At 38.3% G+C, this 17858-nt stretch carries 16 protein-coding genes and 1 pseudogene; 9 read left to right on the top strand and 8 right to left on the bottom strand.

The genetic code is table 11. From position 1 onward, the window contains the following. The 6 genes and pseudogenes from pxpB to L652_RS0113410 form a co-directional block, all read left to right on the top strand. Positions 1 to 529 (top strand): 5-oxoprolinase subunit PxpB (gene pxpB, locus L652_RS0113430; RefSeq protein ID WP_029770302.1); only part of this gene is annotated, 529 nt, incomplete at its 5' end. Next, a complete protein-coding gene (locus L652_RS0113425) occupies positions 522 to 1448 on the top strand; it encodes a biotin-dependent carboxyltransferase family protein (protein WP_024596145.1) in 927 nt (308 codons plus the stop codon). The genes pxpB and L652_RS0113425, both read left to right, overlap by 8 nt. A 44-nt stretch (positions 1449 to 1492) precedes the next feature. Then, positions 1493 to 1773, top strand: a pseudogene (locus tag L652_RS1000000124765) (DUF979 family protein); the annotation flags it as partial. Next, a complete protein-coding gene (gene pcp, locus L652_RS0113420) occupies positions 1766 to 2434 on the top strand; it encodes a pyroglutamyl-peptidase I (RefSeq protein WP_024603507.1) in 669 nt (222 codons plus the stop codon). The pseudogene L652_RS1000000124765 and the gene pcp, both read left to right, overlap by 8 nt. A 153-nt stretch (positions 2435 to 2587) precedes the next feature. After that, a complete protein-coding gene (gene asnB / locus L652_RS0113415) occupies positions 2588 to 4261 on the top strand; it encodes an asparagine synthase B (protein WP_024596146.1) in 1674 nt (557 codons plus the stop codon). Beyond that, positions 4245 to 5132 carry a PhzF family phenazine biosynthesis protein gene (locus tag L652_RS0113410; protein WP_024596147.1) on the top strand — a complete coding sequence of 296 codons (888 nt, stop codon included), beginning with the start codon at positions 4245 to 4247 and terminating at the stop codon, positions 5130 to 5132. The genes asnB and L652_RS0113410 overlap by 17 nt, the downstream gene beginning before the upstream one ends. Positions 5133 to 5150: 18 nt before the next feature. Here the strand turns inward: L652_RS0113410 and egtD are convergent, their stop codons facing one another. After that, positions 5151 to 6125, bottom strand: a complete 975-nt coding sequence (egtD, locus tag L652_RS0113405) for an L-histidine N(alpha)-methyltransferase (protein WP_024596148.1) — start codon at positions 6123 to 6125, stop codon at positions 5151 to 5153. Next, positions 6122 to 7393: an ergothioneine biosynthesis protein EgtB gene (gene egtB, locus L652_RS0113400; protein WP_024596149.1), complete on the bottom strand. Its 1272-nt coding sequence runs from the start codon at positions 7391 to 7393 to the stop codon at positions 6122 to 6124. The genes egtD and egtB overlap by 4 nt, the downstream gene beginning before the upstream one ends. A 628-nt stretch (positions 7394 to 8021) precedes the next feature. Between egtB and L652_RS0113395 the strand changes: the two genes are divergently transcribed. Next, the gene (locus tag L652_RS0113395) at positions 8022 to 9602 is read left to right on the top strand and encodes a BCCT family transporter (protein WP_024603506.1); all 1581 of its coding nucleotides are present in this window, start codon (positions 8022 to 8024) and stop codon (positions 9600 to 9602) included. Positions 9603 to 9682: 80 nt separating this feature from the next. On the opposite strand, the gene L652_RS0113390 is transcribed toward L652_RS0113395, so the two are convergent. From L652_RS0113390 to L652_RS0113380, 3 genes are all read right to left on the bottom strand, one after another. Next, positions 9683 to 10393 (bottom strand): 3'-5' exonuclease, encoded by a 711-nt coding sequence (locus L652_RS0113390; protein WP_024595068.1) that lies wholly within the window; start codon positions 10391 to 10393, stop codon positions 9683 to 9685. A 3-nt stretch (positions 10394 to 10396) separates the two neighbouring features. Further along, a complete protein-coding gene (locus L652_RS0113385; RefSeq protein WP_024603505.1) occupies positions 10397 to 12292 on the bottom strand; it encodes a DUF294 nucleotidyltransferase-like domain-containing protein in 1896 nt (631 codons plus the stop codon). Between the two features lie 148 nt (positions 12293 to 12440). After that, positions 12441 to 13448 carry a rhodanese-related sulfurtransferase gene (locus tag L652_RS0113380; protein WP_002961191.1) on the bottom strand — a complete coding sequence of 336 codons (1008 nt, stop codon included), beginning with the start codon at positions 13446 to 13448 and terminating at the stop codon, positions 12441 to 12443. Between the two features lie 208 nt (positions 13449 to 13656). On the opposite strand from L652_RS0113380, the gene L652_RS0113375 reads away from it, so the two are divergent. Beyond that, positions 13657 to 14985 (top strand): DEAD/DEAH box helicase, encoded by a 1329-nt coding sequence (locus tag L652_RS0113375; RefSeq protein ID WP_024595714.1) that lies wholly within the window; start codon positions 13657 to 13659, stop codon positions 14983 to 14985. Positions 14986 to 14987: 2 nt separating this feature from the next. Continuing rightward, positions 14988 to 15821 (top strand): S1-like domain-containing RNA-binding protein, encoded by an 834-nt coding sequence (locus L652_RS0113370; RefSeq protein WP_002961188.1) that lies wholly within the window; start codon positions 14988 to 14990, stop codon positions 15819 to 15821. A 39-nt stretch (positions 15822 to 15860) separates the two neighbouring features. Here L652_RS0113370 and L652_RS0113365 read toward each other — a convergent pair whose 3' ends face one another. The 3 genes from L652_RS0113365 to L652_RS0113355 all read right to left on the bottom strand — a co-directional run. Next, entirely contained in the window at positions 15861 to 16235 is a 375-nt protein-coding gene (locus tag L652_RS0113365; RefSeq protein WP_024595713.1) for a hypothetical protein, read from the bottom strand. Positions 16236 to 16328: 93 nt separating this feature from the next. Then, entirely contained in the window at positions 16329 to 17033 is a 705-nt protein-coding gene (gene pyrF, locus L652_RS0113360) for an orotidine-5'-phosphate decarboxylase (protein WP_024595712.1), read from the bottom strand. A 44-nt stretch (positions 17034 to 17077) separates the two neighbouring features. Continuing rightward, positions 17078 to 17858: hypothetical protein (locus L652_RS0113355; RefSeq protein WP_024603504.1), on the bottom strand; the 781-nt coding region annotated here is incomplete at its 5' end.

Here is a 17858-nt window from a genome sequence, read left to right as displayed (position 1 = left end):
ATTTAGCGATTTGGTGCCCGCCATGAACTCGCTCACTCTTTATTTAAAATCAGATAAACACTTAAAACAGTGGTTACAAGTGCTACCTTCGCTGTGGGATGAAATTAAAACGAGTACTTTTAAGGGGCAGCATCACTTAATCAAAACCACATACAAGGGTGAGGACATTAATTACGTGGCTCGCTATCATAATTTAAGTGCCGATGAAGTTATTAATATTCATAGTAAAACCAAGTACCACGTTTTATTTTTAGGCTTTCAGCCCGGTTTTGCTTACCTACATGGCTTAAATGAGCAATTACATACACCAAGACGTGATGAGCCACGCATTAAAGTTCCTAAAGGCTCTGTTGCGATAGGTGCTGCACAAACCGGCATTTACCCCGCAGATACCCCAGGTGGTTGGCATATAATAGGTCATACAGATACTGTTTTGTTTGATTCGACCTCTGAGCAACCTTGTTTAATTCAACCAGGCGATACGCTTGAATTTGTTCCGCTCGATAATAAAGGAGCAAATCATGATTAAAGTACTTAAAAGTGGTGTATTACTTACAATTCAAGATTTTGGCCGTGAGGGCTACCGCCATTTAGGTGTAAGCAAAGCGGGTAGCTTAGACCCTATTGCACAAATCATTGCTAATAGATTACTTAACAATAACGACAATGATGCCGTTTTAGAAATAACTGTAGGTTTGTGCGAACTGGAATTTACCTGCGACACAGTAATTGCGCTTCATGGTGCAGATTTGCAAGTAACCCTTGATGGACATGCAATTTATCCTGGTTGGACATACGCAGTAAAAAACAAACAAGTCCTAAGTTTTGCTACTGGTAGAGCAGGCTTAAGAGCTTATTTAGCAGTGAAAGGCGGTATACAAAATGCTGAGGTTATGGGTTCTAAATCTACAGATTTAAACGCATGTTTTGGTGGTTTTGAAGGTAGATCTCTCACCACTGGTGATGAAATACCTATTACTCCTTATTATGGAGAGTTTATAAAGGTAGGCGCAATCGCTCCCGCCCAGCGCAAGCTTATACGCCTGCATCCAAGTCCTCATGCTAATTTGTTAGGCGAGACTTTACTTAGCAACTTTGTGTCTACCGCTTTTAAAGTCAGCAATAATAGTAACCGAATGGGTGTAAGGCTTGAGCATAAAAATAATTTGGGCCATTCACACTCTTTGCCATCATTAGGGGTGAGCCCTGGGAGTATTCAATTACCACCAAGTGGAGAGCCGATTGTGTTACTAAATGATGGCCAAACTACAGGGGGCTACCCTCTGCTAGGGACTGTTATTGAAGCCGACTTACGTCAATTTGCACAGTTTAGACCTTTAGATACTGTTGAGTTTAAATATGTAACGTTTGAAGAAGCAGCAAAGGCGAAGCAGAAACTTGACGGACACCTGCATCAATTGAGCCTTGCACTTAAAAATAACCTATAAAAATATTCTAAAAATAAATAGGAAAACTATGTTCGACTTAAATTATTGGCCCTGATAATCGTTTAATACTGGTTGTTTTGTATTGTGTAGGTATATTTTTAATTGAAGGTCATGGCACAAGCCCTGTTCCATTAGTTGCGCTCGGCATGTATAGCGGCAATTGCGGTACGTTAATGACGCCTATGACAGCAAATTAAATATTATTCCTACAGCTATTTTAGACTTAAAAGATAAGTACCATGTAATAAAGGTTCAAATTCAGACGGCAGTTACCTTACTCGCCGTTAATATTATTTTAATGTATAGCTTGGTGTGTAATGACTAAATCAACTTCTTCTATGGCGTGTGTATTAATTACCGGCTTTGCGCCTTTTGATGGCGATGCTATCAATCCTTCTTGGCAAGCAGTGCAAAAACTTGATGAAACTATCATCATGAAACATAAAATATGTACACTAGAACTTGCCTGTGAGTTTAATACGTCTATTAGTCAGCTTATAAACGCCATTGAGTCGCACAATCCGGCGGTTGTTTTATGTATAGGTCAAGCTGGTGGGCGCAGCGAAATATCAATTGAGCGTATTGCAATAAACGTTGACGATGCACGCATTAAAGACAATGCAGGTAAGCAACCTGTCGATACACCAATAGAAAAAAATGGCCCTGATGCGTATTTCACTAATTTGCCAATAAAGCGTATGTTACAAGCACTGCACAACAGCAATATACCTGCTGCCATTTCCAATACGGCAGGTACGTATGTATGCAATCACGTTATGTATGGCCTTATGCATTACATAAATGATCACTGCGCTGTAATGAAAGGTGGCTTTGTGCATATTCCTTATTTACCAAGCCAAGCTGTGCACCACAATGGCGCACCAAGCATGAGCGAAGAAACCGTTATTAATGCCCTGAGAGTTATGATTGCACAAGCTTTGAACAATAATAGCGACGTAAAAATAGCAGCAGGAACGACGCATTAACCACTTTGGTGCAATTACATCTAGCTTGGTGCATAAATTATTCTTAATTAATTGTAAAAGCTATGTGACTTGAGTAATTTTTTCTGATAAAACAAGGTTTCGCAGCACAGCAAATTGGCTCTGCTGCACACATAATAGGAATGAGGAGTTACTATGTGTTCAATTTTTGGGGTATTAGATATTAAATCTGATCCCACTCAATTGCGTACCCAAGCAATTGAAATGTCAAAGCTGCTTAGACACCGTGGCCCAGATTGGTCTGGTGTATATGCATCTGAAAAAGCTATTTTAGTGCATGAGCGTTTAGCTATTGTTGGTGTATCAAGCGGTGCACAGCCTTTATACAATCCTGAAAAAACAAATATTTTAGCGGTTAACGGTGAGATTTATAATCATAAAGAACTTGCAGCAGAGTTAGATGTTGATTTTACTTTTCAAACTCAATCAGACTGTGAAGTTATTTTAGCGCTGTATAAACAAAAAGGACCTGACTTTTTAGATGACCTAAATGGCATTTTTGCATTTTGTTTATACGACGAAGAAAATGACGCCTACTTAATTGGCCGTGACCATATTGGTATTATCCCGCTTTACACCGGTCACGACGAGCACGGTAACTTTTACGTTGCTTCTGAGCTAAAAGCACTTTCTCCAATTTGTAAGCATATTGAAGAATTTCCACCAGGGCATTACCTGTACAGCAAAGATGGCAAAATGACGCCTTATTACAAACGTGATTGGGAAACATTTGATGCAGTTAAAGATAACAGCGCAGAAGCGCAAGACGTTAAAGATGCATTAGAAGCGGCCGTTAAACGTCAATTAATGTGTGACGTGCCTTACGGTGTATTACTTTCTGGTGGTTTAGACTCATCGGTTATCTCTGCTATTACCCAGCGCTTTGCTGCAAAACGTATTGAAGATAACGACGAAAGCGACGCATGGTGGCCTAAGCTGCATTCTTTTTCAGTAGGTCTTGAAGGCTCACCTGATTTAGCGGCTGCACAAAAAGTAGCTGACATGATTGGTACTATTCACCACCCTATCATTTTTACCATTCAAGAAGGTATTGATGCACTGCGTGAAGTGATTTACCATATTGAAACGTATGATGTAACAACAATTCGTGCCTCTACACCTATGTACCTAATGGCTCGCCAAATTAAAGCAATGGGCATTAAAATGGTGTTATCTGGCGAAGGTGCTGATGAGCTATTTGGTGGTTACTTATACTTCCATAAAGCCCCTAACGCACAAGAGTTTCATGAAGAGCTAAACCGTAAAGTATCAAAACTGCATATGTTTGACTGTTTACGTGCTAATAAATCAATGGCGGCATGGGGCGTAGAAGCACGTGTACCGTTTCTTGATAAAGAATTTGTTGATGTTGCTATGCGTATCAACCCTGAAGCTAAAATGTGTAAAGATGGAAAAATTGAAAAACACATTTTACGTGAAGGCTTTGAAGGTTACTTACCTGATGAAGTGCTATGGCGTCAAAAAGAGCAATTTTCAGATGGTGTTGGTTACAGCTGGATTGATAAGTTAAAAGAGTTTGTAAACGAGCAAGTAAGCGATCAAGAGCTTGCAAATGCAAAGTTTAAATACCCTATTAATACGCCAGATTCAAAAGAAGCTTACTACTACCGTACTATTTTTGAATCGCATTTCCCTGGTGATGCATCAGCTAAATGTGTACCGCATGGTAAATCGGTAGCGTGTTCGACTCCTGAAGCACTTGCATGGGACGCATCGTTCCAAAACAATGCTGATCCATCAGGTCGTGCTGCAGGCGTTCATAACGACGCATATGCAAGCAAAGGTTAATACTCTTTGTTTAGCGAAGCGTAAGCCTAAATGGCTTACGCTTCGCTTTATAGAGCTCACTTCTACCGAATCTGTTTTTTATAGCCCTGCACATAACTTAAAAGGCTCAAGTGCTTTAATTGTTATTTATAAAAATGGGTTAACTTCAAAAACAATGCAATATATTGCATCACAATCAACTTACCCTGCTACCGTATTTTTAAATCAAAATGAGATAACTAAACGCCATTGTAAAATTCGCTGGTTTAATCGAACGAGTGAAATTAAACGCTGTGGACATGGTACTTTAGCAGCCGCTAATTTTTTAATAGACCATTTGGGTTATTGCCCTGAAGTATTTACTTCAATGAGTAATGAGCGCTTTACTATAAGAGTAAAAAAACAACGCGCTCAGCTGTTACTAAAAAGCATAGAGCCTAAAAAAAGCGAGTTAGCTGAAGGTGAGTTACAAAGTGTGTTTTCAGTAGCAATAAAAGCAGCCTACAGTACCGGCGACAAAAACGGTTATACGGTTGTATTATTTAGTAAAGAATTTAATAAGGAATTTAGTAAAGAATTCGATAAAGAAGTTGAAAAAGACGATTTAAAAAGCGTACATGTTGATTTTAAAGCTTTGTGTGCACTCCACAAAAATGCAGTAATTGCCCTTCGTATAAAAAATAAAGACAAGAAAAATGCCATAGCGCATTTTAGATACTTTGCACCCCAGTTTGGTGTAAATGAAGACAGTGCTACAGGCTCTGCGGTATCTGTTATTGCCCCCCTGCTATTTAGACTGTACGGTTTAAATAAAGCCAAGCTTATACAACAATCAAATAATGGTGCATTGCTAAACTATGAGTTTAACAATGCCCAAGTTGTCATTTACTAAACATAACTTAAGTAAGGTTTAAAGCGGTCTTAATAAGCACAGAGCAAAATAGTTACTATCGTCTTGCCATGTTTGCTCTAACTTTAAATTAGCTTGCGCTGCAAGCTGCTTAAACGACTCAAGCGTGTACTTGTGAGAGTTTTCCGTATGAATGCTTTCACCTTCTATAAAGTCTATTTGCTGATCATTTATAATCACGCTTTGAGTACGATTACTTACTAAATGCATTTCGATACGGCTATGTTGCTCGTTAAAGCGTGACTCGTGGCTAAAGTTATCTATATTAAATGTGCCGTTTAGCTCGTTATTAATACGTTGTAGTAAATTTTTATTAAAAGCACCGGTAACTCCCGCTTTATCGTTATATGCATTGAGTAGCACTTGGCGCTCTTTTACTAAATCAACCCCAATTAATACATAACCATTTACACCGCATAAGCGATGGAAATTATTCATAATTTCTATGGCTTTAACTGGGGCAAAATTACCAAGAGTAGAGCCCGGAAAGTACACCAAATTAGTTTGACTGTCTAAAGCGGTGTCTTTGGTTAGCTGTTTGACCATTTGGCTATGTGTAAAGTCTCCTAATAATGGCGAAATTGCCAAATCTGGAAATAACGGTGACAAATGTGCAAGTGAATAACTGAGCATCTCCTCAGATATTTCAAACGGTACAAAGGTTTTAACGTTTGCCATATGCGCTAATAAATAGGCTACCTTTTTACCCGAGCCACAGCCGGGCTCTATAATAGAGAGGTTTTCAGGTAGCATTTGAGCAATCGACTTTGAGTGTTGCGCTAATATAGAAAGCTCAGTACGTGTAACATAATACTCTTGTAAGGTTGTTATTTGCTCAAATAATGCAGCACCTTTATCATCATAAAAATATTTACACGGAAGCGTTTTTTGTTGTTGAGTTAATCCGCTTATCACGTCGTTTAAAAATTCAGTGTCGGTTATGTTACTTTGTTTAATCGCTGTTACTTGGCTCATACTATATCCTTAGCTAGTCTTATCCCACTGCACATCCACGCTTGATGTGGGTAATAAAAATTCCGGTATGTTTGTCGTAAATGGTTTTGAGGGGTAAACACACACCCGCCCCGTAACACCATTTGGTTATTCATAAATTTACCATTGTATTCCCCTGCTACTCCTTCAATAGGCTTAAAGCCGGGGTATGGCAAATATGCACTGTTTGTCCATTGCCAACATGAATCCGTTAACTGGTTTATTTCAGTATCATCTTTTGTTTGTTGTGGTGTTAGGTAGTTATTATTAGTGTCTTTTAAAGGTGTATTTTTAGCTGCATATTCCCACTCGAACTCTGTAGGCAAGCGAGCCTTTACAAAATTAGCATAGGCGCTGGCCTCAAAATAACTAACATGGCTGATGGGAGCACTTAAATTTAAAGGCTGGAATCCATAGTGTGTAAACTCAAACCATTCGTTATTTATGTAATGCCAATATAATGGATGCGTTAAACGAGTGTTTTGAATATGCGCCCAACCGTCGCTTAACCAATATTGTGGATTGCTATATCCACCGGCATTTATAAAGTCTAAATATTCACCATTAGTGACCAATCTATTAGCAAAGCTGAATGGATGAATTAGTACTTGGTGTTTGGGGCACTCGTTATCATATGCAAATTCATCTTCGGCATTTGTGCCGATATTAATAATGGCTTTTTCAAAATTGATAAAATTAAGGGGTTTAATATCAGCTGATTTTTTTTGGCTATTTAAAAGCGATGTTTTATATTGAGGAAATAATGGATTTACTGAAAAGTTATATTTGATGTCCATAAGCATTAGTTCTTGATGCTGTTGCTCGTGGTGTAACCCAAGTTCAATAATATCTTTAATGTGCGGGTTAACGTCAGTCTTAAGTAATTCAATCACGCGGCTATCCACATGTTCTCTGTAAGCTAGTACTTCGTCTAAACATGGCCTAGATAAGCTTCCTCTGTTTGCCCGTTTAAATTGCTCTCCAATCCCATTGTAGTAAGAATTAAAAAGCATTTTATAGTGAGGATTAAACACTGCGTACTGTTTACAATGAACACTAAGTAAAAACGTTTCAAAAAACCACGTGGTATGCGCTAAATGCCATTTAGTAGGACTGGCATCAGCCATAGCTTGTAATTGGCAATCTTCTACAGTGAGTGGTTCGATAATGGCTAGGCTTTCGTCTCTAACGCTACAAAAGCGTTTAACAAGTTCGTTTTGATTGGTATCGTTTGTAACGCTTTCACGCATAATAGTATTAATCCTTTGCCTATCTATTTATAAAATATAGCTTAGTGTTGTGTTAAATCATATTCATATTACAACTTGATTAAAGATGCTTATCGGCTTATAAATTTATAATAGCCTTGAAGAGAAATTTGCTCTTTGCTAGCCGGTCTTTGATTATTCTTACGTGCATGCAAGCATGAGAAATAACGCATAAGCTGTTACCGAACCGCTAAGCTATAAAACTAGGAGCGATTAAATTGCGCCTAGATTAAATAAATTTCAATCCTTAAAGACTAACAAGTCCTAATATTTAAGCATTAATTAAGCTACTTAAAAATGATCTTTTTTTACTTAACCAAGTAAATTAATACTTTTAATAGCAAACTAAATTTTAACGTTCACTGAATTTTTAAATTTAGGGCTTTTAAATGAAAAAATCATGGATTTGGCCATATAAACAGCGTTTTAAATACAAATTCATTTACATTTAATATTTAACTCATACACTACTAGCTGTATGATCACGCTTCAAATTAGTTAGTCTTCAAATAATTACGGTATTACTTTTTACTTAATATTTAAAGACTAATGTAATTCGATATGACGCCGAATTTATTTTGGCTTGTTAGGACAACTAAAGAGGTATTGCATGAAGGAAAATCATGACAAATATAGTATTGACAACACGGATTACACCGTAGGTCAGGACAACGTACAAAAGTGGGGGTTTGATATTCACAACCCTGTTTTTGGAACTAGTGCGGGCCTGATTGTCATCTTTTTAATCGCCATACTTGTTACCGACCCACAAGCTGCAAAAACAGCGCTTGATAGTATCAAGACCGATATTATTAATAATTTTGATGCCCTATTTATGTGGGCTGCTAACTTCTTTGTACTCTTTTGTTTAGCACTTATTGTTTCTCCTTACGGTAATATTCGCCTTGGTGGTGTTGACGCTAAACCTTCTCACTCTCGCGTTTCATGGCTTGCTATGTTATTTGCTGCCGGTATGGGTATAGGCCTTATGTTTTGGGGCGTTGCTGAACCAGTTGCTTACTTTACTGGTTGGTACGAAACCCCGCTTAATGTAGCCGCTAATACACCAGAAGCTGCAAAATTAGCAATGGGCGCAACTATGTTTCATTGGGGTCTTCACCCTTGGGCTATTTACGCTGTTGTTGGTTTATCTCTTGCGTTTTTTACATACAACAAAGGTTTACCTCTTTCAATTCGTTCTATTTTTTATCCTATATTAGGTGATAGAGCTTGGGGTTGGCCTGGTCATATCATTGATATCTTAGCTGTACTTGCTACGTTATTTGGCCTTGCAACATCTTTAGGTTTAGGTGCGCAACAAGCTTCTGCTGGTATTAACCATGTATTTGGTACAGAAGGTGGTGTTGGCTCTCAAATATTAGTAATAGTGGGCGTAACACTACTAGCTATAATTTCTGTTGTGCGCGGAATTGATGGCGGCGTAAAACTTTTAAGTAACATTAATATGCTAATTGCTTTTGCTTTATTAGTGTTTGTTTGCTTAGTAGGTTTTGCTGTTGCTATGGGTAACGTACCCACTACCGTGATGGGCTATGTAGAAAATATTATTCCATTGAGTAATCCTCACGGTCGTGAAGACGAAACATGGATGCATGGTTGGACTGTGTTTTACTGGGCTTGGTGGATTTCCTGGTCGCCGTTTGTAGGTATGTTTATCGCGCGTGTATCACGTGGTCGTACAATTCGTGAATTCTTAATTGCAGTTTTACTTATTCCTACTCTAGTTACCGTTTTATGGATGTCTATTTACGGTGGTATTGCGATTGATCAAGTAGTTAATGGTGTTGGTGCGTTAGGCACTAATGGTTTAACTGATGTACCTTTAGCTATGTTCCAAATGCTTGATGAATTACCTTTATCTAATATTTTATCGTTTATTGCAATTTTATTAGTGTTGGTATTTTTCATTACGTCATCTGACTCTGGTTCATTAGTAATTGATTCAATTACAGCTGGCGGTAAAATTGATGCACCGGTACCACAACGTATATTTTGGGCATCGGTTGAGGGCGCAATTGCAGCTGCTTTACTTTGGATTGGTGGCACACAAGCAATTGAAGCACTACAAGCAGGCGCTGTCTCTACAGGCTTGCCATTTACTATTGTATTATTATTTATGTGTTTAAGTTTAGTTTTAGGTTTACGAACTGAGCCTCGCCCAGTTAAGTAATACTTTTAGTGAGTAATACTTTTAATTAGTAACGAAAGCGCCGCAATTTTTGCGGCGTTTTTTTGTTTGGTCATTAAAAGCTAGAGCCACAGCTCTGAGATTGGAGTATCTACACGATAATGATAACTCAGCTGCGCTTGTAAAAGTTCTGCTGTAGCAAGTGCATCCGTTAACGCATTGTGATTTTGATATGCTGGTAGGGAATAACGCGCACGGCAATCTGTTAGCCTAAGAGAACCTAATTTTGTGTTAAACAACCGCCCTAATAACCCCTGCCTTGCTTTTAGTGCTCTTTTTTCTATTTCCATTGTATCAACAAGTGCAAACTCAATACCTTCTTTAAGCCTTAACAATAACGCATTATTTAAAAAGTGACGTTCTATTGCTGCATAATGCACCACGACAACTTTACCACTGAGCGCTTCAAGTAAAGGCTCTATAATTTGATTAAAGTCGGGGGCGTCGTCCACCTCAGAGTGCGTTATTCCATGTATTAAAATAGACTCTTCATGAAGGTTTCGCCTAGGCTGCACCACCCAATGCCGACTGTGCTTACAATAAATGCGCTCTAAATTGAACGGCACTAAACCAACACTCACTATATCGTCGTTTTGGCTATTTAAGCCTGTTGTTTCAAAATCCATTGCTACAAAAGGCACGTCTTTTATTGCAGCTTTGTCTTGATTATAAGCACCCGCATAAAAGTGTTTTAGGAGTTTATTTTTGGTGCTATTGGCAAGCTCGTTATACCTAGCTTGCCAATCAATTGCTTTATGATTACGCGGATTCATAGGCTACTTCACACCAGAGTTTGCTGTGTAGCTAAATTTTAAATAGCTTTGTGCTTTTTCTAAAATGGCGAACGCCTCTTTTAAGTTTCGTTGCTCGAACGGAGAAAGTAAATGTGGATCTAAGTCGTTATCGGGCTCTTCGCCCTTCTCTATTTGCCACGCTTGATGGCGAATTCGCATCATGGCAATATACTCAAGTGCATCACGTAAATCTTGCGCTTTACCCTGTGGTAAAAGTTTCGCTTCAATAATATCTTCTAGTCGTTCAAACGAATTTTGTTTACGTGAACCAATAGCCAATGCGTGCACGCGAATAACATCAGAAAGAGGTGCAGTCCCTCTTCGCTTTAAGTTCATTGAACGCTTATGTTGGCCATTATGCTCCATAACAAAGCCTTTAAAGAAACCTAGTGGAGGTGTTCTATTTCTAGCATTTGCTGCCATATTAGCTAAAAATACGCGATTTACTTTACTTTGTTTTGCTATAAATATTTTAAGCTCGTCGGCCCACTTGGTTTTACCCCACACACCGTCTAAGTCAAAAAATATAGAACTATTAAGCAATGCTTGTGGTTTTGGCTGCGCGATCCAATCTGCAAATTGATCGAACCACTGTGAGCGAGTTTTACGCCATTTTTTAAACGACGCCATAATTTCTCCATCACAGTAGGTGTAACCACACTGCGCTAAACCATCACACACAAAATCGGCAATATTTTGAAAATACGCGTTATGTTTTTCGTCGTCATAACTGTCATCTAAAATAAGCGCGTTGTCTTGATCGGTTACAATAAGTTGCTCGTCTCGAGCCATTGAGCCCAGAGCAATAAAACAGTAAGGCACAGGAGGTGGTCCAAACTTTTCTTCTGCTAATACAAGTAGTCTTTGTTTAAATGTACGCCCTATAACAGCCATGGCTGTACCAACCATGTGTGAGTTTGCATCTTCATTCACCATACGAACAAACACATTGGGCAATTGGCGTGCATAATGCGCCAAATCCTCTATTGTTTGTTGAGCCAGTATGCCACGTACAAGTAATAAGCTGCTTTGGGATTCATAACGCAAAATATCAGAGAGGGAGATAACGCCTATTGGGCGTCTTTTTTGTACTACTGGCAAATGATGTAAGTTATCTCTAAGCATGGCCAATACAGCTTCGAAAATATAGTCATTAGCATCTAAAAGCACTAAGTTAGTGGACATAATGTCTTTTACTTGCGTGTTAAAGGCAAGCCCTTTAGCCACTACTTTAGAGCGTAAATCCCTATCGGTTATTATACCAACTACTTGTCCATCATCTTCTTCTGGGTCATCATTTATGGGTTTATTTACATCGGTTACCAACACTGACGATACCGCCTCTTCGGTCATTAATTTAGCGATATCTTGTATTGTAGAGATTGCATCTACGGTGACTACATCTCTGTGAATTAATGATTTTACCTTCGCGGTTGTCAGGTCATTGCCATCGGCTTGCTCGACAATAGCTTGATGCAAACGCACGTTACCGTCTGTTTCGAAGTAATCAGCAAACGCATCAAACTCATCACAGTAACAATTAAAGAGCTCGACATTTATGCAATAAACTAACGTATCTTCCAGAGCAGTTGCAGGAAAACGTACCTTACGGTTCATCAATAAACCCATTTGACCAAATATACCTGCGGTAGCCAAACGATTGTACAGCTCGCCATTTCGGCGATACATTTCTACAGAACCACTTCTAATTACATACAAATCAGAAATGTCTTGTCCAAAACTCAAGATATCTGTTTTTGCTCTAAAATAAGCCACTTCTACTTGTTGAGCTAGCTCATTAAGCGCTTTTTGAGGTAAGTCATCAAAAGGAGGATGTTGTGCTAAAAATTGTGCGATTTCAACTTGTTCGGCTTGCATAAATCTCTTCCTGTATGCGCATTAAAATGACTAAATATATTTTGCAGATTAACACTATCATCGGGGTGTGAAAACAATTACTGTACAAATTTAGGCACAAAAAAAGAGCCTAAATAGACTCTTTAAATGTAATACTTATTGTATAAATTTATTTACCGCGCTGAGCGTCTTTTTGGGCTTTTTTAGCTTCTTTACGTTGCTGTAAAACAGCTTGTGCTTCATTACCAATATGGCCTTCACCACGCGCTTGCGCTAATTCTATTTGCTTTTGGCGCTCTGCAAAACGTGCGCGTTGTTCATCCGTAACTTCTTCAATACAATGATGACAAGAGACGCCCTCCATGTATTCAGGCTTTAACTTTTCGTCTTCTGTAATTGGCATACGACACGCGTGGCATTGATCATAAGAGCCTTTTTGTAGGTCGTGATCAACCGCAACGCGATTATCAAATACAAAACACTCGCCTTCCCACATGGTTTCTTCTTTTGGCACTTCTTCTAGGTATTTTAAGATACCGCCTTCAAGGTGATAGACTTCATCAAAACCTTGCTCTTTCATGTAGGCTGTCGATTTTTCGCAGCGGATACCACCTGTACAAAACATCGCCACTTTTTTGTGTTTTTCAGGGTCTAAGTTTTCTTTTGCCCACTGTGGAAATTCACGGAACGTTTTGGTATTTGGATCGACCGCATTTTGAAATGTACCAATTTCAATTTCGTAATCATTACGTGTATCAATTAAAATTACTTCAGGGTCAGATATAAGTGCGTTCCACTCATTTGGCTTAACATAGCTACCCACAACTTTAAGCGGATCTACGCCTTCAACGCCCATTGTTACAATTTCTTTTTTTAGTTTTACTTTAGTGCGGTAAAACGGACATTCATCGTCGTAAGATTCTTTTGTAACGATGTTTTTTAAATTTGGTTGCTCATCTAGCCATGCTAATAAGTTGTCTATCCCTTCACGTTTTGCAGAAACAGTGCCGTTTATACCTTCGGCAGCGAGCAATAAAGTACCGCGTACTTCATTTGCTTCCATCACTTCTAGTAATGGCTTACGGATAGCTTCAAATTCAGGTAAACCTACAAACTTATACAGCGCACATACTACAAAGTGATCGCCCGTTACATTATCTTTATGAACAACAGTCATTATATTTCCTATTTTGCCTTGTTAGCCAATATTGGCGTTTACCGAATCGTAAATCCGGCGCATATGGGGCGCGTATTTTACGCTTTTTTAGTTTAATTGCAAAAAATAGCGCTATAGATTGGTTTTTACTGTTAGCGACCTAGCTGTGTAAGCTATAATGCGCTAATAAATTTATAGAGTTAATTTGCTCATTTTGGAGAAACACACATTGCAGTTTACTGATCTTGGGATTGATACACGCCTTGAAACACAATTAGCACATCAAGGGATCACCCAGCCCACCGATATTCAAGCGCATGCAGTGCCTACCGCACTTGCAGGGCATGACATTTTCGCTCAGTCTAAAACTGGGTCGGGCAAAACCTTGGCGTTTTTATTACCTGCTGTACAAAGGGTTATGAAACAAAAAGCACTCAGCAAACGCGATCCCCGTGTACTTATTGTTGCTCCTACGCGTGAGCTTGCTACGCAAGTATTTACTCAGCTGCGTTTATTAATTGCTGGCACAGCGATTAAGGCAGTTAAAATACTTGGCGGCGAAAACTTTAATGACCAAATAAAAGCTCTTAGAAACGACCCACAATTCGTAGTTGCTACACCTGGGCGTTTAGCTGATCACATAACAAAACGCTCATTGCAATTGAGTGGACTAGAACTGCTTATTTTTGATGAAGCCGATCGTATTTTAGATTTAGGCTTTACCGAGCAGTTAAAAATGATTAACGAGCAAGCTAATCACCGATTACGCCAAACGTTATTGTTTTCTGCAACACTTGACCATGCACAAGTAGATGCACTATCACGTAACCTATTAAAAAAACCAAAGCAAATTACGCTAAGTGCAGCAAATGAGCAACATAGTGATATTAAACAAACGTTATACCTTGCCGATCACCTTGATCATAAAGAAGCGTTATTAGAGCATTTTTTAAACCAAGATGATGTTGGTCAATGTATTATCTTCACAGCAACGCGTTCTGACACGAGCCGTTTGAGTGAAGCCCTTAATGCTAAAGGCTTCAAATCTGTAGCGCTTGCTGGTGATTTAACGCAAAACAAACGTTTAGATATCATGGATTCGTTTAGTCGCGAAAACTTTAAAATATTGATTACCACCGACGTTGCATCTCGTGGTTTAGATTTGTTAAGCGTAACGCACGTTATTAACTTTGATTTACCAAAACACGCTGAAGAGTATGTACACCGCATAGGTCGTACAGGACGTGCTGGCTTTAAAGGAAATGCAATTTCATTAGTTGGCCCAAAAGATTGGGCAAGTTATTTAGCTATTAAAGCATTTTTAAATGACGAATTAAAATTTGCGAGCGTAGAGAGCTTAAAAGCTAAGTTTAAAGGCTTAAAAGAGAAAAAGCCTGAGGCAACGTGGGATAAATCTAAAGAAAAATCCGCCGCTGTTAAAAAGCCTGTATTTAAACGCAAAGCCAAAGCTAAAAAGCCAACAGCACCTATTAAAGCACCAATGAACATTGATGGCGATACACCAATGCGCCGTAAAAAAAAGACTGAGCAGGAATAATTATGAGTTACCTAGGAACCACACAAACATTATTTGTAAAAGAAGTGAGTAACGAAGGTGCTTACTTAGACGGTCATGATTTAGGTGAAGTGTTTTTACCAAAACAAGAAATTAAACATGAGCTTGAAGCGGGCGATAGCATTAGTGTATTTATCTTTTTAGACAATGCTAATTTAGCCACAGCAACAATAAAGAAACCACATGCTCAAGTTGGCGAGTATGCCCTACTACGCGTTAAAGAAATAAATAGTATTGGGGCATTTTTAGATTGGGGGCTTGAGAAAGATGTGCTTGCACCTTTTAATGAACAAAAGCCACGCATGCAAGAAGGCCATTCTTATTTAGTACGCCTGTACCTTGATAATGCAAGCCAACGTATTTGTGCCTCAAACAATTTTAATCGTTTCTTATCAAAAGATGAGCCGCAATATACTCACTTACAAGAAGTGGATTTAATTGTTGCTGGCAAAACAGATATTGGCTACAAAGTATTAATTGAAGAGTCGCACTTCGGTGTTGTTTTTTACAATATGGTATTTAAAAGCTTATTTGTGGGTCAAAAGCTTAAAGGCTATATTCAAAAAGTACGTGACGACGGAAAAATTGATGTTGTACTAGAAAAGCCAGGTATGGGAAAAGTAAGTGACCTTGGTGAAACTATTATGCAAAAGCTTAAAAACGAAGGCGGTGTTATTCCACTTGGTGATAAGTCTGATCCTGAAGCAATAAAAAAGATGTTTTCTACAAGTAAGGCTAATTATAAAAAAGCAATTGGTGGCTTATTTAAACAAGAGTTAATAGATATTGAAGCGAAATCCATTCGCTTAAGATCTTAATTATAATTGGCTGTAATTACTAATAATACCTGTTTGTAATTAACCTAAAATATATTTATAAGGCAATGTACATTGCGTATATTGCCTTGAATAATCAAGCACTTCAACTTCCGACTCAAGATTGAGCGGCGCCAAACGAAAAACCTTTTTTTCACATTCTGTTTTTTTATCATCAAGCTTTGATATACATTCACTAACGCTTACATGCTGAGATATGAGTGTATCTTCATTTTTGTAACACAGATGATGAGCATAATCTTGCATTGTTTTTTTAAAATCAAACATATCGACTGGGTACGTTGGAATTATATCTGTAACGGTTGTTACACCATCGTATGCTTTATTAGAAAAAACGTACTTATTTACCGAAAAACCCGCAATAACTATTACTATAGAACCAAAAAATAACTTCAAAACAAACCCCTACTACATTTTGATTTTATTAATGTAACATAAAACTCACATAAGGTAAGGGGTTTTAGCACTATATGACTGCTTAATGTTAAATTAAGCTATAGAGTTATTAACATCACTAAGCACTTTTACAGGATTATCTGCTTGAGTAATCGGTCTGCCTATAACTAAATAGTCACTTCCTGAATCTATAGCTTGCTTAGGAGTCATTATACGCTTTTGATCACCCGCATCACTCCCTTCAGGGCGTATACCAGGCGTAACAAGCTTAAAGCTATCACCTAACTCTGTTTTTAAAGCTTTTGCTTCTTGTGCAGAGCACACAACACCATCAAGCCCAGCTTCCTTTGCAAGCTTAGCTAAATAGATAACTTGCTCTTGAGCTGATTTATCAACACCTAAACGCTTAAGTTCTGTTTCATCCATACTTGTTAATACAGTAACAGCGATAAGTAATGGCGCTTTGTCACCAAATTGCTCTAGAGCCGATTTAGCTTTGCTCATCATTTCAAAGCCACCAGAAGCATGAACGTTTACCATCCACACCCCCATTTTAGCAGCTGCAGTAACCGCTTTAGCTACTGTATTAGGAATATCATGAAACTTTAAATCTAAGAAAACATCAAAACCTAAATCAATTAACTCTTTAACAAATACAGCTCCAAAATAGGTAAACATTTCTTTGCCGACCTTGAGACGGCAAGTATCAGGAGAAAGTTGTTTAACAAAGTTTAAAGCAACTTCTTGATCATCGTAATCTAATGCAATAAGAATTTTTTTTGAGTGTTCGAAAGACATAACTATCCTAGTGAATGGCAGTAAAGTTATTAATTATGGGGTTATTAAAATCCGTCTAAGCCTCGACTTGGAACAATGGTTTCCCAATGCTTACAAGAAGGGCAGTTCCAATATATGGTGTAGCTTGTAAAACCACAATGCTGGCATTGGAAATCTGGTTTTGTAGCAATATAAGAGGTTACAAGCTTATCAATTTCGTTAAGTACTTCTTTAGTATTTTTATTTTGGTCACCCATTAATTGCAGTAAAAAACTAAAACCACGAATAGTAGGTTGACGTTTTAAGCTATCAGTTAAAAATTCAAAGGCTTGCTTGGTGTGACCTTGCTCAAGTAATGCTTGGCAATGCTTTATTTTAATTAATACACCGCCCTTCTCTAACAAGTCACTGACTAACTCGTGAAATTGATGCGTCAAATTCAATTGTTTATAACTGTGTGCCAGCTCATCAATAAACAACGGAGCAAACAAGGTAAATTGAGAGACAAGTTCACGCCAGTAATAAATAGCTTTAACGTAATCTTCTTTTGCGTAAGCAACTAACCCTAACTCGTAAAGCGGACGCACGGCTTTATAATTTAAGCTAATCGCTTTTCTCATTAGTTGGGGTGTATTGTCACTTAAAGCTGACTCACAATAAAAATTAGCAATTGCTTTAAATTGCTGTTCTTTTGAAAATAATTCGCTATGGGCTTCAAACATGTTGATGCCTTTTTCCCACTCACGGGTTTGCGAATATAAAGTGATAATAGGGTCCAGCGCTTCTACATGCCCTGCTTTAACTAACCAAACTAAGTGCTCTTCCGCACTATCTAGTAGTCCAGCC

The sequence above is a fragment of the Pseudoalteromonas sp. TB25 genome (assembly GCF_000497995.1).
Classification (GTDB): domain Bacteria; phylum Pseudomonadota; class Gammaproteobacteria; order Enterobacterales; family Alteromonadaceae; genus Pseudoalteromonas; species Pseudoalteromonas distincta.
Note: the sequence above shows the minus strand (reverse complement) of the source record. Positions and strands in the feature narration are given on the sequence as shown.

Bases quoted from the DNA above. Each gene is read 5' to 3' on its own strand.
- L652_RS0113425 (WP_024596145.1), top strand. From the start codon at position 522: ATGATTAAAGTACTTAAAAGTGGTGTATTACTTACAATTCAAGATTTT.
- pcp (WP_024603507.1), top strand. From the start codon at position 1,766: ATGACTAAATCAACTTCTTCTATGGCGTGTGTATTAATTACCGGCTTT.
- asnB (WP_024596146.1), top strand. From the start codon at position 2,588: ATGTGTTCAATTTTTGGGGTATTAGATATTAAATCTGATCCCACTCAA.
- L652_RS0113410 (WP_024596147.1), top strand. From the start codon at position 4,245: ATGCAAGCAAAGGTTAATACTCTTTGTTTAGCGAAGCGTAAGCCTAAA.
- egtD (WP_024596148.1), bottom strand. From the start codon at position 6,125: ATGAGCCAAGTAACAGCGATTAAACAAAGTAACATAACCGACACTGAA.
- egtB (WP_024596149.1), bottom strand. From the start codon at position 7,393: ATGCGTGAAAGCGTTACAAACGATACCAATCAAAACGAACTTGTTAAA.
- L652_RS0113395 (WP_024603506.1), top strand. From the start codon at position 8,022: ATGAAGGAAAATCATGACAAATATAGTATTGACAACACGGATTACACC.
- L652_RS0113390 (WP_024595068.1), bottom strand. From the start codon at position 10,393: ATGAATCCGCGTAATCATAAAGCAATTGATTGGCAAGCTAGGTATAAC.
- L652_RS0113385 (WP_024603505.1), bottom strand. From the start codon at position 12,292: ATGCAAGCCGAACAAGTTGAAATCGCACAATTTTTAGCACAACATCCT.
- L652_RS0113380 (WP_002961191.1), bottom strand. From the start codon at position 13,448: ATGACTGTTGTTCATAAAGATAATGTAACGGGCGATCACTTTGTAGTA.
- L652_RS0113370 (WP_002961188.1), top strand. From the start codon at position 14,988: ATGAGTTACCTAGGAACCACACAAACATTATTTGTAAAAGAAGTGAGT.
- pyrF (WP_024595712.1), bottom strand. From the start codon at position 17,033: ATGTCTTTCGAACACTCAAAAAAAATTCTTATTGCATTAGATTACGAT.